Annotated in this window: 13 protein-coding genes; 6 read left to right on the forward strand and 7 right to left on the reverse strand. The window is 64.9% G+C overall.

The window, feature by feature from the left end; genetic code table 11:
* Positions 1-409: 409 nt before the first annotated feature.
* Positions 410-1,024 carry a helix-turn-helix transcriptional regulator gene (locus AS156_RS19315; RefSeq protein WP_066507585.1) on the reverse strand — a complete coding sequence of 205 codons (615 nt, stop codon included), beginning with the start codon at positions 1,022-1,024 and terminating at the stop codon, positions 410-412.
* Between the two features lie 381 nt (positions 1,025-1,405).
* On the opposite strand from AS156_RS19315, the gene AS156_RS19320 reads away from it, so the two are divergent.
* Positions 1,406-1,822: a hypothetical protein gene (locus AS156_RS19320; RefSeq protein WP_066507633.1), complete on the forward strand. Its 417-nt coding sequence runs from the start codon at positions 1,406-1,408 to the stop codon at positions 1,820-1,822.
* 93 nt (positions 1,823-1,915) lie between these two features.
* On the opposite strand, the gene AS156_RS19325 is transcribed toward AS156_RS19320, so the two are convergent.
* Together AS156_RS19325 and AS156_RS19330 are read right to left on the reverse strand one after the other, a co-directional pair.
* Positions 1,916-2,098 (reverse strand): hypothetical protein, encoded by a 183-nt coding sequence (locus AS156_RS19325; protein ID WP_066507591.1) that lies wholly within the window; start codon positions 2,096-2,098, stop codon positions 1,916-1,918.
* A gap of 96 nt (positions 2,099-2,194) precedes the next feature.
* Positions 2,195-3,202: a glycoside hydrolase family 3 N-terminal domain-containing protein gene (locus AS156_RS19330; protein ID WP_245312953.1), complete on the reverse strand. Its 1,008-nt coding sequence runs from the start codon at positions 3,200-3,202 to the stop codon at positions 2,195-2,197.
* A 183-nt stretch (positions 3,203-3,385) separates the two neighbouring features.
* Between AS156_RS19330 and AS156_RS19335 the strand changes: the two genes are divergently transcribed.
* Entirely contained in the window at positions 3,386-5,431 is a 2,046-nt protein-coding gene (locus AS156_RS19335) for an acetoacetate--CoA ligase (protein WP_066507597.1), read from the forward strand.
* 43 nt (positions 5,432-5,474) lie between these two features.
* The gene (locus tag AS156_RS19340; RefSeq protein WP_066507599.1) at positions 5,475-6,602 is read left to right on the forward strand and encodes a threonine synthase; all 1,128 of its coding nucleotides are present in this window, start codon (positions 5,475-5,477) and stop codon (positions 6,600-6,602) included.
* Between the two features lie 141 nt (positions 6,603-6,743).
* On the opposite strand, the gene AS156_RS19345 is transcribed toward AS156_RS19340, so the two are convergent.
* The 3 genes from AS156_RS19345 to AS156_RS19355 are packed head-to-tail and all read right to left on the reverse strand — an operon-like array spanning position 6,744 to position 8,955.
* Complete coding sequence (locus tag AS156_RS19345) at positions 6,744-7,328, reverse strand: peroxidase-related enzyme (RefSeq protein ID WP_066507601.1); 585 nt, start codon at positions 7,326-7,328, stop codon at positions 6,744-6,746.
* Positions 7,325-7,810, reverse strand: coding sequence for a CMD domain-containing protein (locus AS156_RS19350; RefSeq protein WP_066507602.1), 486 nt, complete (start codon positions 7,808-7,810; stop codon positions 7,325-7,327). Before AS156_RS19350 ends, AS156_RS19345 begins: the two co-directional genes overlap by 4 nt.
* Entirely contained in the window at positions 7,807-8,955 is a 1,149-nt protein-coding gene (locus tag AS156_RS19355) for a PLP-dependent cysteine synthase family protein (protein ID WP_066507635.1), read from the reverse strand. The genes AS156_RS19350 and AS156_RS19355 overlap by 4 nt, the downstream gene beginning before the upstream one ends.
* 93 nt (positions 8,956-9,048) lie before the next feature.
* Here AS156_RS19355 and AS156_RS19360 point away from each other — a divergent pair, with 93 nt between their 5' ends.
* The 3 genes from AS156_RS19360 to AS156_RS19370 are packed head-to-tail and all read left to right on the forward strand — an operon-like array spanning position 9,049 to position 12,790.
* Positions 9,049-10,029 (forward strand): LysR family transcriptional regulator, encoded by a 981-nt coding sequence (locus AS156_RS19360; RefSeq protein WP_066507638.1) that lies wholly within the window; start codon positions 9,049-9,051, stop codon positions 10,027-10,029.
* A complete protein-coding gene (locus AS156_RS19365; RefSeq protein ID WP_066507604.1) occupies positions 10,026-11,483 on the forward strand; it encodes an NAD(P)-binding domain-containing protein in 1,458 nt (485 codons plus the stop codon). Before AS156_RS19360 ends, AS156_RS19365 begins: the two co-directional genes overlap by 4 nt.
* A 35-nt stretch (positions 11,484-11,518) precedes the next feature.
* Entirely contained in the window at positions 11,519-12,790 is a 1,272-nt protein-coding gene (locus tag AS156_RS19370; RefSeq protein ID WP_066507606.1) for a citrate-proton symporter, read from the forward strand.
* A gap of 17 nt (positions 12,791-12,807) precedes the next feature.
* On the opposite strand, the gene AS156_RS19375 is transcribed toward AS156_RS19370, so the two are convergent.
* The coding region (locus AS156_RS19375) for an aldo/keto reductase (RefSeq protein WP_245312955.1) at positions 12,808-13,517 on the reverse strand (710 nt) is incomplete at its 5' end.

A 13,517-nucleotide genomic window follows, 5' to 3' on the forward strand; every position in this document is an offset into this window, starting at 1 on the left:
GATCTTCACCGTCGGATAACATTGAATCAGCACAGTCGCGTGGACGCGCGGGGGAGCGGATGTTCACGTATCAAACGACCGACCAGAAGGAAGCCAGGCGTCTCCGTATCGCACAGTTCAACGGCAGACCCGCCACCGTCCGCTCGGCCGGAGCTACGGTCACGGGCCGAGTGCGATCGATCGTCGAAGGCAAGGCCGGCGTCGGGGCGACGTGGGTGATCACGATCATTCCGGACGAACCGGCAGCGCCGAAGCCGCGGCTGGCGCCGCGCATGCACATCGCAGCTGAAGATTATCTCTGAGACGCCTGTCGCCGCTCCGCTCCACCGGGTCCCGGAGAGACAGGCCGGCGCGAGCGCGCAGCCGAAGTTCGCGGGTCATGTCCCGCGGTCCGCGATGGCGGCGGCGTTCAGGCGGTCTGCAGCAGAGCCTTGCGGACGAGATCGGCGGTGTTGCGCGCACCGAGCTTGCGCATCGCCTCGGCGCGGTGGCTCTCGAACGTGCGCGGACTGATATTCATCCGAAGCGCGCCCTGCTTGTTGGAATAGCCGTCGCTGATCAGGCTGAGCACTTCGCGCTCGCGCTTGGTCAACGGCTTGCGACCGGCCTCCGGCGCGAAGATCATTTCGGCCGAACGGGACCGTGCCGGCATGTCGTCGCGAACCGGCCTGAGATCGGCCGCCGGGACAGCGTGCGGATAGAGATCGGAAATCTGCTTCAACATCGCAGACACGCGTTCGGTTTGCTCGAGCGCGTTCTCGATGACCTGCCGCAGATAGATTCCGTTGCCGGGCGCCTGGGCGAGCTGATGGCTGTGCTGCTTGAGCTCGTTCATATAGAGCAGCAGTGCCGTCACCGGCCCATTGAACTGACGGACGATCGCAGCCCCAGCCTCCTCGGCGACCGGCGTTCGCTGCGCGGCCGGCGGCGCGACCTCCAGGCTCTCAAGCGGCTGGGTCTCGAGCGGCGCATCGTCCATCCAGGTCGGGAGGCGGGCTTCGGCTCGATTGTCGTGTTGCGTCATAAGTATGGTTTACCGAAGGTGAACTTGTGTCTGCGTTAACGCGGAACACCGTAGAAATACGGGTGACGCAACTGTGATCCAGGGCTCCGACCAGCCAAGGACACGCAGATGCCCGCTGATTTGGCAATGAATCTCCCATATTTGAGTCGAATTACAGTATTCTTACGGAACGAGGCTTGCCCCAATTCCGGTAGTTCCACGGATCCGGGTTTACCCTGCCTCGGGCACAAACCGCCCCATCCGGTGTTTGACCACGATGGAATCGGCCGCGATTCGGGCCGTGATCCGGCGCGCCGAACAGCATCCTCATACCGCGCATTGTCGCGCACCAAACAATGCGGCTCGGACTTCGGCACAGCCGCCAGCAAGGAGGCAGCGACGATGCGAGGACGAAACGGATCCTGGTTGGCGATCGCAGCACTGACCGCGGCACTGGTCTTGGGAGCCGATGCCCAGGCCCAGACCACACCGGCCGCCAATGCGGCGCTGACGTCAGACAATGCGATCATGGTCACGATCTTCTTCAAGCATGACCAATCCCGCCCGCTGGGCGAACTGAACGCCCAGCTCGAGCGACAGGGCTTCTACAAGGCGTTCCCGCCTGAGGGAGTCGAGGTCGTCAGCTGGTATGTGATGATGGGAGTCGGTCAGGTGGTGACGTTGCGATTGCCGGCATCACGGCTGCGCGAGGTCAATCGCGTCGTCGAGAACAATGCCTGGGGCGCGTATCACACCGAGTTCTATCCGACCTATGACTACAAGGCGGTCGGGTTGGCGAAGCACGACCAGACGAAGTGACGGCCGCTCTGATCTCCACGACAAACAGCCGCGCACCGGGCCTCGCCGGCTCTGTTGATCAGAACCAGCTTCCGATCGGGCGCGAGCCCTTCGCTACGCGTGCGCCCGCGAACGCTGGCTCAGCTTTTTCGCCAGGATCCGCAGATCCTCGACACGTCCGCTGCAGAGCAGGCGTGAAAATTCGTCGGGATCAATGGAAGCAGGCGGGAAATCGGCTGATTTGCTCGCGACGCGGCGTAGCCAGATCGATCGGAAGAGACGCTTGAGCATCTGCATGGTTGTTGAGCCCCGATAAGCGTCTACGTTAAATCGCGGTAAGGTGGATTGGTTCCCCTCCTGGTCACGCCGGCGCTGAATTTCGTCTGACAGCACTCAGGCGAGCAGCGCCTTGCGCTTTCGCACCCGCTCAATGGAGCGGCCGATGCCGGCCTGATCGAGCACTCCGTCGGCGACCCGCGCCGCGACCGTCGCGGCGATGGCAGCCATCTCCTGCTCCTGGTCGAACAGATTGTTGCCGATGCAGACCATGTCCATGCCGGCACCGATGGCCTGCAGGCTGGCCGCCTGGGTGCCGAGCGCCTTCTGCAGCCCCTGCATCTGCATGTCGTCGGTAATGAGCAGCGTCTCCGGCAAGCGGCGGCGGAGCCGGCCGATCCCGACCGGCGACAACGTCATCAGATTGCCCGCGTCCCACTGACGGACGATGGCGTGGCTGACCAGCACGGCATCGCCATAAGTCCGCGGCGCCAGCGCGTAGAACAGCTCCTCCTGCTCCGGCCGCAGCGCATCGGAAATATCCATGAAATCGAGATGCGAATCGACGTTGGCACCGCCGATCCCGGGGAAATGCTTCAGGCAGAGGCCGATCCGTGCTTGCCGCGCTGCAGCGTCGACGAGGCGTGCATTGGCCTCGACCTCGCCGATGTCAGCCGAATAGGATCGCTTGATCCTGCCGATATTCGGATTGTCGGCGTTGTAATCGACATCGACGACCGGCGCGAAATTGTAACGGATGCCAAGCCGGCGCAATTCGCCATAGCTTGCGGCCAGGATCTGCCGCTTCTCCTCCGTGGCGAGCAGGTTGAAATCTTTCGCGCTCGGCAGCGGCTGAAAGCCAAGGCCGTCCTTGAGGCGGCGCACCAGGCCGCCCTCCTGATCGATGAACACCAGGGGACCGGACGGCAGCGCGGCGATCTCGGCACAGAGCGCCTGCACCTGCCCCGGCGAAGCGATGTTGTTGTCGTATTGCCGGGTCTGGCAGGAATAATCGAACAGGATCACGCCGCCGAGCCCGAAGCGCGCAGCAAAGTCCTGCAGCCAGGCCGGGATGACCTTGCCGTAAAAGCCGAGGATGAAGAGTTCGCCGACGGACATGGGCATCGCTGGTCCTGCGCGCAAAATCAGGTGCGGCTTCCTGCTGACGGCATAACATGCGGAAATAGCGGTAAGAATATGCTGGCGCGTAAGCCACCGCGACTGCATTCCCCGTGCTCGTGCGCCTGTGTTAGAGATGCCGGAAACGCCAAAGGCAAGACATCAAGACAAGAAGATCCGGACCCGACCATGACAGCACCTTACGTCCCGCAAATGGCCCTTTACCGCGAATGGCTGAAGGAAACGCGCCGCCTTGAGTTTGCGGATTTCGATGAGATGCGGCGATGGTCGGTCACCGACATCGACGGCTTCTGGCAAAGCGTCTGGGACTATTTCGACATCCAGTCGCCAACGCCGCACTCCGCGGTGCTCGCGAACCGCAAGATGCCGGGCGCGGTCTGGTTTCCCGGCGCATCGGTGAACTATGCGCGCCAGATCTTCCGCCATGTCGAGCCGGCGCACGCCGCAGGGCTGCCGGCGCTCATCTCGAGCGGCGAGGACGGCGTACTGACCGAGACAAGCTGGCCGGAGCTGCGGCGCAAGGCCGCCGCGCTGGCGCTGCATCTGAAGGCCAACGGCGTGCGCTCCGGCGATCGTGTCGCGGCGTACCTGCCGAACATTCCCGAGACGATCATCGCGCTGCTCGCGACCGTGAGCCTGGGTGCGATCTGGAGCGTCTGTGCGCCCGACATGGCGGCACCGGCGGTGATCGATCGCTTCAAGCAGATCGAGCCGAAGGTGCTGATCGCGTGTGACGCCGTGACCTATGCCGGCCGGCGCCACGACCGGCATAGCGTGATCGACGAATTGCGGCGCGCGCTACCGACGGTCCAGCATGTCGTCCTGCACAGCGAGAGCGCAGCGGCCGAGACCCGGCTCGCATCAATCCTCGCAGGCCGGAGCGCGGAGATCGACGCCTTCGAGCCGGAATGGCTGCCATTCGATCATCCGCTCTGGATCGTCTATTCCTCAGGCACCACAGGACTGCCGAAGCCGATCCTGCACAGCCATGGCGGCATGATCGTGGTGGCACTGCCGCTCTCGACGCTGCACAACGACGTCGGCTGCAGCTATCAGGCGAACTCATTCGGCGAACGCTTCCATTGGTACAGCTCGACCGGCTGGATCATGTGGAACTGTCAGGTCAACGCCCTGCTCAACGGCACCACCTGCTGCATCTTCGACGGCAGCCCCGGCGGCTCCAAGGACAAGCCGGACTGGACCACGCTGTGGCGCTTTGTCGCCGAAGCGAAAGCGACGTTCTTCGGCGCGGGCGCTGCGTTCTTCGCCAACTGCACCAAGGCGGACATAGATCTCGCCGCGATCGGCGACCTTTCGCGGCTGCGCATCCTGGGCTCGACCGGATCGCCGCTCAGCGCCGACACGCAGAGCTGGTTCAACGAACGCTTCGCCGCGCTCGCGAAGATCAACGGCAACGCCGCACAGGCCGACATGTGGTGGGCGAATATTTCCGGCGGCACCGATTTCGCCGGCGCCTTCATCGGCGGCAACCGCGAACTGCCGCAGACGCCCGGCACCATGCAGTGCCGCCTGCTCGGCTGCGCGGTGGAGGCCTTCGACGAGCAGGGCCGCGCCGTGATCGACGAGGTCGGCGAGCTCGTCTGCACCGAGCCGCTGCCGTCGATGCCGCTGCGGTTCTGGAACGACCCCGGCGATGCGCGCTATCGCGCCAGCTATTTCGAGACCTATCCGGACAATTTCGACGGCTCTGGCCGCGGCCCGGTGTGGCGACACGGCGACTGGCTCAAGATCAACCCCGACGGCTCCTGCGTGATCTACGGCCGCAGCGATGCCACCATCAACCGCCACGGCCTGCGGATGGGCACCAGCGAACTCTATTCGGCGATCGAGGCGCTGCCCGAGGTGCTGGATTCGATGGTCGTCGATCTCGAATATCTCGGCCGCGACAGTTACATGCCGCTGTTCGTGGTGCTTCGCGAGGGCATCGCGCTCGATGCCGCAATGAAGGCCAGGATCAACAAGGCGGTCGAGGCCGGCCTGTCGCGCCGCTTCCTGCCCAACGACATTTTCGCGGTCACAGAGATTCCGCGCACGCTGTCGGGCAAGAAGCAGGAACTGCCGGTCAAGAAGCTCTTGCTGGGTCATCCCGTCGAGAAAGTCATCAACAGGGACGCGATGGCCAATCCCGGATGTCTGGACTGGTATCTCGACTTTGCGAAGAGCTATTTGAGCAAGCAGGCCGGCGCGGCGTGAACCGGCCGCCGCGCGCCTCTGCTGCATTCAGGACCTAAGCGACATGGCGATACCCAGCTACATCGACCCACTCAACGGAAAGCACTATTCGCTGGACGTGCCGCGCTGGTGCTCCGACGAGGGCAAGCCGCTGCTGGTGACGCCACTCCCGGGCATCTCCCGCGACGACATCGATCGCGGCACGCGGTCGCTGTGGCGCTATCGGGCCTCGCTGCCCGTCGAGATCAAGCAGCCGATCACCATGGGCGAGGGTTGCACGCCGATCGTCGAGAAGGCGTGGGGCGACCTGCGGCCGCACTTCAAGCTCGAATGGTTCAATCCGACCGCAAGCTTCAAGGATCGCGGCACCACCGTGATGCTGTCGTTCCTGCGCCAGCTCGGCGTCGATGCCGTGCTGGAGGACAGTTCCGGCAACGGAGGCGCGTCCGTGTCAGCGTATGGCGCCGCCGGTGGAATGCGGGTCAAGATCCTGGCGCCTGCCACCACGTCGCCGATGAAGGTCGCGCAGATGCACGCCTTCGGCGCCGAGGTCCAATTGGTCGAAGGCCCGCGCGAGGAGTCGGAAGCGGAAGCGATCCGGCAATCCAAGCAGACATTCTATTCCAGCCATAACTGGCAGCCGTTCTTCCTTCAGGGCACGAAGTCGCTGGCCTACGAGATCTGGGAAGACTTCAACCATTCCGCGCCCGACAACATCATCATGCCGGTCGGCGCCGGCAGCAGCCTGCTCGGCTGCTATATCGGCTTCAAGGAATTGCTCGCGGCCGGACAGATCACGCGGCTGCCGCGCCTGTTCGCTTCGCAGCCGCTCAACTGCTCGCCGGTCGATGCCAGCTTTGCCGCGAGCCTCGACACGCCCGTCGATCGCGAAGTCCGCAAGACCATCGCCGAAGGCACCGCCATCAAGCATCCGCTGCGCCTGAAGCAGATGATCGCAGCCCTGAGGGAGACAGGCGGCGGCACCGTCGCGATCCCCGAAGACGGGATCATCGCTGCCTTGAAGAGACTTGCGCGCACCGGCCTGTTCGTCGAGCCGACATCGGCCTCAGCCGCAGCCGCGCTCGACGTGCTCAGGGAGCGCGGTGCGGTCCGCGCCTCCGAACGCACCGTCGTCATCATCACCGGGACCGGGATCAAGGCGGCCGGGCAGATCACTGAACTGCTCGCGTAAGGATTGCGAGGGCTTGTTTGCTTCTCCTCCTTTCCCCTGAAAGGGGGAAGATCGGGATGGGGGTCAGCCGCAGGCGACGCTGTATGCGGAGAGAGCAGATCCCCACCCGCTTTGCTCTAGCGGGCAAAGCGACCTCCCTTTTCAAGGGGGGGTTGAAGCGCGCGGTTCGCCGAGCGTGTGCATCAAGCGGTTCGCCCAGCCGAACAGCGCCGCCGACAGGACCAGGTCGAGTTGTTCGAGCTCGCTCAGCCCGGCATCAGTCAATGCCTTCGCATCATCGGCGCCGACCTCGACCGGCGTGGTCGAGAGCTTCGTCGCGAAATCGAACAGCGCCTGGTCGCGCGGCGGCAGCCTGGCCTCGCGCTCATCGGCGAAAATGGTCTCAATGACATCGGTGCGGCGGGTGATGCCGATGAAGCGCGAGGCGTGCACGGCCGCGCAATAGACGCAGCGATTGACGACTGATGCGCCGACGGCACCGAGCTCGCGCTCCGCCGACGACAGGCCGTCCTTGCCATACATGATCAGGTTGAACAGCGGCGATCGCACCTCGAGCGATTCCGGATCATGCGCAAGCGTCAGGACGTAGCGCGAGAATCCCGTGTTCGACGGCGTGACCTTCATCGCCTTGAGTTGCTCGGGCGTCGCCGTCTCAAGATCGACCGGCGTCACGTAAGGCGACCAGGTCGGGACCTTGGCGGTGAAGTTGTGGATCGGCTCGCTCATTGTACGCCTTTCAGGACCTTCAGGCCGGCGACCACGCGGAGCTGGTAGTTCACGAAGGCCGCCAGCTCGGCGAGACGCACGATATCCGGCTCGCTGACGCCGGCGGCCTTGAGCCGCTCGATGTGCTGACGCGTCGCCGCGCGCGGCGCGATGGTCAACAGGTCGGCATGGCGCGCCACTGCATCCAGCCGCGGCTCGCCGCATGTCCCAACGGGATGCGCGAGCGGCGCGACGTCGAGATCGCCGGTGTGCGCCAGGTAGCTGTCGTAGTGACCTGCCAGCGCGTCATTGCCGACATGGCGGCACATCCGCGCGGCAAGCGCCGCCCGCAGGGCGTGACTCAGCCCGCCGGGATCGCGAGGGAGAAGGAGCGCGTCGTGAGCGGCTTCGCTGAGGCGCAGGATCTCAGTCCGCATCTTCAGCGCGTCAGCAAGCTTCGAGCCGGCCGGGACGCCGGCGAAGGTTTCGATCAGCGTGGTCATGCGGCCTTTTCGGGATCACGAGGGTTCGGAACGTCCTCGACCGTAATACCTAGGGGTTGCGCGCTGCGGAGGAAAGCGTTCAACGCAGCCTCATAGGGGGCCGGATCGAGCCCGCGGGCGGCAAGCCACGCAGGGTCATAATAGGTCTGGCGATAACGTTCACCGGAATCGCAAATCAGGGTGACCAGCGATCCGGTCTTGCCCGCATCGCGCATCTCCGACGCCAGGCGGCAAAGCGCCAGGAAATTGGTGCCGGTGGAGCCGCCGACCGCGCGGCGCAGCAGGCGCGACAGCACATTCATCGCCGCAATCGATGCGACATCCGGGATCTTCATCATCCGATCCACGACGCCGGCGACGAACGACGGCTCGCAGCGCGGGCGGCCGACGCCCTCGATCAGCGAGGGGCGCTCGCAGACATGGGAGTGGTCCTGGGTACGGAAGCAGTCGAAGAAGGCGGAGTGCTCGACATCGGCGACGCAGAGCCTCGTCGGAAACTGGCGATAGCGCAGATAGCGTCCGATGGTCGCCGACGTGCCGCCGGTGCCGGCGCCCATCACGATCCATTCCGGCAGCGGGCGCTGCTCGCCTTTGAGCTGGGTGAAAATCGACTCGGCAATGTTGTTGTTGCCGCGCCAATCGGTGGCGCGTTCCGCAAAGGTGAACTGGTCGATGTAGTGGCCGCCGAGACGGGCGGCCAAGGCGGCAGCTTCCGCGTAGAGCGCGCGGCCGTCATCGATCAGATGGCAGTTGCCGCCGTAATGCTCGATCGCGGCGATCTTCTCGGCCGACGTCGTCCGCGGCATCACCGCGTAGAACGGCACGCCGATCATCTGAGCAAAATAAGCCTCCGAGACCGCGGTCGAGCCGGACGATGCTTCCACGACGGCGGTGTCTTCACGGATGTATCCATTGCACAGCGCATAGAGAAACAGCGAGCGCGCCAGGCGATGCTTGAGGCTGCCGGTCGGATGGGTCGACTCATCCTTCAGATAGATGTCGATGCCGGACAACGCCGGCACGATCAGCCGCATCAGATGCGTGTCGGCAGTCCGGCACTGGTCCGCCTCGATCGCGGACACCGCGTCGTCCACCCAGCCGCGCCGATAGCTCGGCCCGGCCGAAGGGGATTGGCGGGAGGACATGAACCCGTTCGACATCGCGTTATGTAATCATAATTCGTATTCGGCATCAAGAATTCTCTATCATTCCAAAACTGGATGATACAGGATCAGGTCATGCAAGACGAAGTGATCGATATCCGCCTGTTGGAGGCGTTCGCCGCCGTCATGTCCGCCGGCAGCATCACCGGGGCGGCTCGGTTGCTCGGTCGGTCGCAACCGGTGGTCACACGGCAGATCCAGGATCTGGAGACCGATGTCGGCTATCTCCTGTTTTCCAGAAACGGGCCGCGGATCAGCCCGACGGCGAAGGGCATCCTGTTCCACGCCGAGGTCGAGCGGCTTCTGCTCGGGCTGAAGCACATTCGCGATCGCGCGGCCGCGATCGGCGCCGACGCATTGCCGCCGCTAAGTCTCGCCGCGATCCCGGCGCTTGCCGGCGGCATTGTGCCGGTCGCGCTGGCCACGGTGGACCAGACCCTGCTGCCGCAACAGGTCCATGTGCAGTCGCTCTCGGCTGAGAACGTCGTGCAGTCGGTACTGTCGCAATCCGTCGATTTCGGGCTCGCGAGCCTGCCGGTCCAGCACCCGGGCCTCGACGTGCAATGGGTTTGCGAGGTGCCCTGCGTGGCGTGCCTTGCTGCGGATCATCCGCTGGCCAGGCGCAAGGTGATCCGCCTGAAGGATCTCGACGGCCGCCGGCTCCTGACCATGGCGAACCCTTATCGGCTTCGCCGCCGCGTCGACGAGGCGATCGCGCGGGCCAGCGCTGCGCCGACGGAGGTGATCGACACCAATTCCTCGCTGACGGCGATCGCGATGGCGAAGCAGTCACTCGGGATTGCGATCGTCGAACCGGTGCTGACCTCGAGCCTTGCGATGGAGGGCGTCGTCACCCGTCCGCTCGACGTCGCCATTCCCTTCCTGTTCGCCGCGGTTTCGCCGACCGGGCGCGAGCTGACGCCGACGGTCGCAGCGGTCAGCGACGCGCTGCGCGCCGCGGTCGCGCTGATGCCGGGCGCAAAGCTGCACGGCGGCGAGGCCGCGTTGTCCGATCCGGCCGGCGAGCACGAGGCATTCGAGAGAGAAGGTTCATGACAGTGAGTGCGGCCAGCGCAACCGGACTAGCCGCGCTCGAAGCGCGCCTGAAGCAGGACCTCGCCTGGCTCGAGCTGCCGTCCAAATCCTGGGTGCCGCGTCGTGTGGTCGACGGGCAGGACGTCGTTGATGTCGTGATCATCGGTGCCGGAATGGCCGGCCTCGTCACCTCGGGCATGCTGAAGCGCCTCGGCGTCGACAATCACCTCGTGCTCGATCGCGCGCCGGCCGGCCGCGAGGGACCATGGGTCACCTTCGCGCGGATGCGAACGCTGCGTTCGCCGAAGGAGCTGACGGGTCCGGCGATGGGCCTGCCGGCACTGACATTCCGCGCCTTCTACGAGGCGCAGCATGGCGAGGCGGCATGGAAGGCCCTCGACCGCGCGCCGCGCACGATGTGGATGGATTATTTGATCTGGTATCGCAAGGTGCTCGACTTGCCCGTGCGCAACGAGGTCTCGGTCGAACATATTCACGCCGGGCCTGACGGCCTGCTGGCGCTCGACATCCGCGAGGGTGGTCGCACGCGGCAGCTTCTTGCGCGCCATGTCGTGCTGGCCACGGGACGCGACGGCCTCGGCGGCCCCTATGTCCCGCCGATGACAGACAATATCGACACGCGCTTCTGGGCGCACTCGGCAGACGATATCGACTTCGCGCGCCTGCGCGGCCAGCGTGTCGCCGTGGTCGGCGCAGGCGCCTCCGCGATGGACAATGCGGCGACCGCGCTCGAAGCCGGTGCCGCAAGGCTCGATCTCTTCATCCGGCGGCCGGACATCCCGCGTGTCAACAAGTTCACCGGGATCGGCAGCCAGGGCGTCGTGCACGGCTTTGCCGGCCTGCCGGACGAATGGAAGTGGCGCTTCCTCGATCACACGCTGAAGGCGCAAACGCCGCCGCCGCGGCCGAGCGTGCTGCGCATCTCTGCTCACGCACAGGCGCATTTCCATCTCGCGAGCCCCGTCACAGATCTCGCCGTCGAGGGCGACCACCTTGTCGTGACGACGCCGAAGGGCCGTTACGCGACCGACTTCATCATCTTCGGCACCGGCTTCAAGGTCGACTTTGGCCTGCGCCCGGAGCTCGCCGAGTTCGCCCCCCACATCCGCTTGTGGTCCGATCGCTTCGCAGCCCCCGAAGGAATGGCCAATGCCGAGCTGGAATCCTCACCCGATCTCGGCGACAGCTTCGAGTTCCTTGAGAAGGTGCCCGGCGCGTGTCCGGCGTTGTCGCGGCTGCACTGCTTCAACTATCCGGCGACGATGAGCCACGGCAAGCTCAGCGGCGACATCCCGGCGATCAGCGAGGGAGCCGACCGCCTCGCGCGCGGCCTCGTCCGCCGGCTCTTCGTCGAAGATCGCGAACGCCATTTCGAGAACCTCAAGGCTTTCGCGACACCAGAAATCCTCGGCGACGAATGGACCGACGCCGACGCGACACAACCGATCAAATAAAGACCGGATTCAAAAACGAACGAGAGGGGGCGCAAATGCAGACGACCAAGAGGAATGCCATCGTGGCGGCGATCGCCGGCAATGCGATGGAATGGTACGACTTCACGATCTTTGCGCTGATGACCCCGGTCATCAAGAATTTATTCTTCCCGGTCGATCCGAACATTCCCGGCAGCGAGATCAATGCGCTGCTGCTGACGACCGCATTGTTCGGCGCCGGCTTCGTGATGCGGCCGATCGGCGGCCTCGTGCTCGGCTATTATGGCGACCGCAAGGGACGCAAGGCGGCGATGACGCTCGGCATGGCGTTGATGGCGCTGGCGGTCGCCATGCTGGCGCTGACGCCGACCTACGCGACTGTTGGAATCGCTGCGCCGTTCATCGTGCTGGTTGCCCGCCTCATTCAGGGCTTTTCGGTCGGCGGCGAGTTCGGCACCTCGACCGCCTATCTGATCGAGGCCGCCCCGCCCGGCCGCACCGGCTATTACGGCTCGTGGCAGATCACCGGACAATTGATGGCCAACGTGCTCGGCGCGACGCTAGGGGCCGCCCTGACGTTGATCTTCACGCAGGAACAGCTCATCGCAGGCGCGTGGCGGATTCCGTTTTTCGTCGGCCTCGCGATCATTCCGATCCTGCTCTATTTGCGCGCCCGACTAGTCGAACCGGATGCGCTTCGCAAGGACCGCGCCGCCGCGCAGAAGACAACCTTCGCCGACGACCTGAAACGCCCCGGCCGCAATTACCTGATCGGGATGGGAATGGTGGTCGCGAGTGCGGTATCGTTCTATGTCACCTTCGGCTACACGGTGACCTACGCCAAGGAAGTGCTGAAGCTGCCGCTGATGCAGAGCTTCCTGGTGCAGATGATCGCGGCGATCGTGATGGTCATCGTCGTCCCGATCGCCGGCGCGGTCTCCGACCGTTATCCGCGCAAGCCGCTGCTGCTGGTGTCGTTGGCCGGCTATTTCGTCTCGCTCTACCCGCTGTACAGCTGGGTGATCGCAGAGCCCACGATCCTCAAGCTTCTGGTCGCCCAGGTCGTGATCGGCTTCTTCAGCGCGTTCTTCCTCGGCGTCTACTGCACCACGCTGGTGGAGTTGTTCCCGGTTCGGATCCGCTCGACCTCGCTGTCGATCGTCAACAATGTCGCGGTGCTGATCTCCGGCGGCTTCGCCCAGTTCTTCGTCACCTGGCTGATCGCGCTCACGGCCTCGCCGTTGGCGCCGATCTTCTACGTGATGATCGGCGTCGGCCTCGGCCTGATCTCGGTGATTGCGATGCGGCCCGATCGCCGCGAGGGGTGACGTGGGCAGGCTCCGGTTCAGACCGGCGGCGGGTTCAACCGCGCAAAGCCCTCCTGGATCCGGTACGGATAATATGGATAGCCCGGCATCACGGCGCTTGCCTTGTCGAGGCGCGCGATCTGGTCCGCCGTAAGCGACCATCCGACTGCACCGAGATTGTCGCGGAGCTGCGCTTCATCGCGGGCGCCTGTTATCACCGATGATACGCTGGGGCGCACGAGCAGCCAGGCGATCGCGACCTGCGGCACGCTGCGGCCAGTCTCGGCGGCCACTGCGTCCAGCGCATCGACGATCGTATAGAGCCGTTCATCATCGACCGCCGGCCCGAATTGCGCGGTCTCATGCAGGCGGCTTTGCTTCGGCAACGGCTGGCCGCGCCTGATCTTGCCGGTGAGCCGGCCCCAACCGAGCGGGCTCCAGACCAGCGCGCCGACGCCCTGATCGAGCGCGAGCGGCATCAACTCCGCTTCATAGTCGCGGCCGACCAGCGAGTAATAGACCTGATGCGCCGCATAGCGCGGCCAGCCGTGCCGCTCGGCGACGCCGAGCGACTTCATCAGGTGCCAGCCGGAAAAGTTCGAGGCGCCGACATAGCGCAACTTGCCGGCGCGCACGAGCGTATCGAGCGTCGCCAGCACCTCATCGACCGGTGTGAAGGCATCGAAGGCATGAAGCTGCAGCAGATCGATATAGTCGGTGCCCAGCCGCCGCAGCGCGGCGTCGACTG

It is taken from the genome of Bradyrhizobium macuxiense (genome assembly GCF_001542415.1).
Taxonomy (GTDB): domain Bacteria; phylum Pseudomonadota; class Alphaproteobacteria; order Rhizobiales; family Xanthobacteraceae; genus Bradyrhizobium; species Bradyrhizobium macuxiense.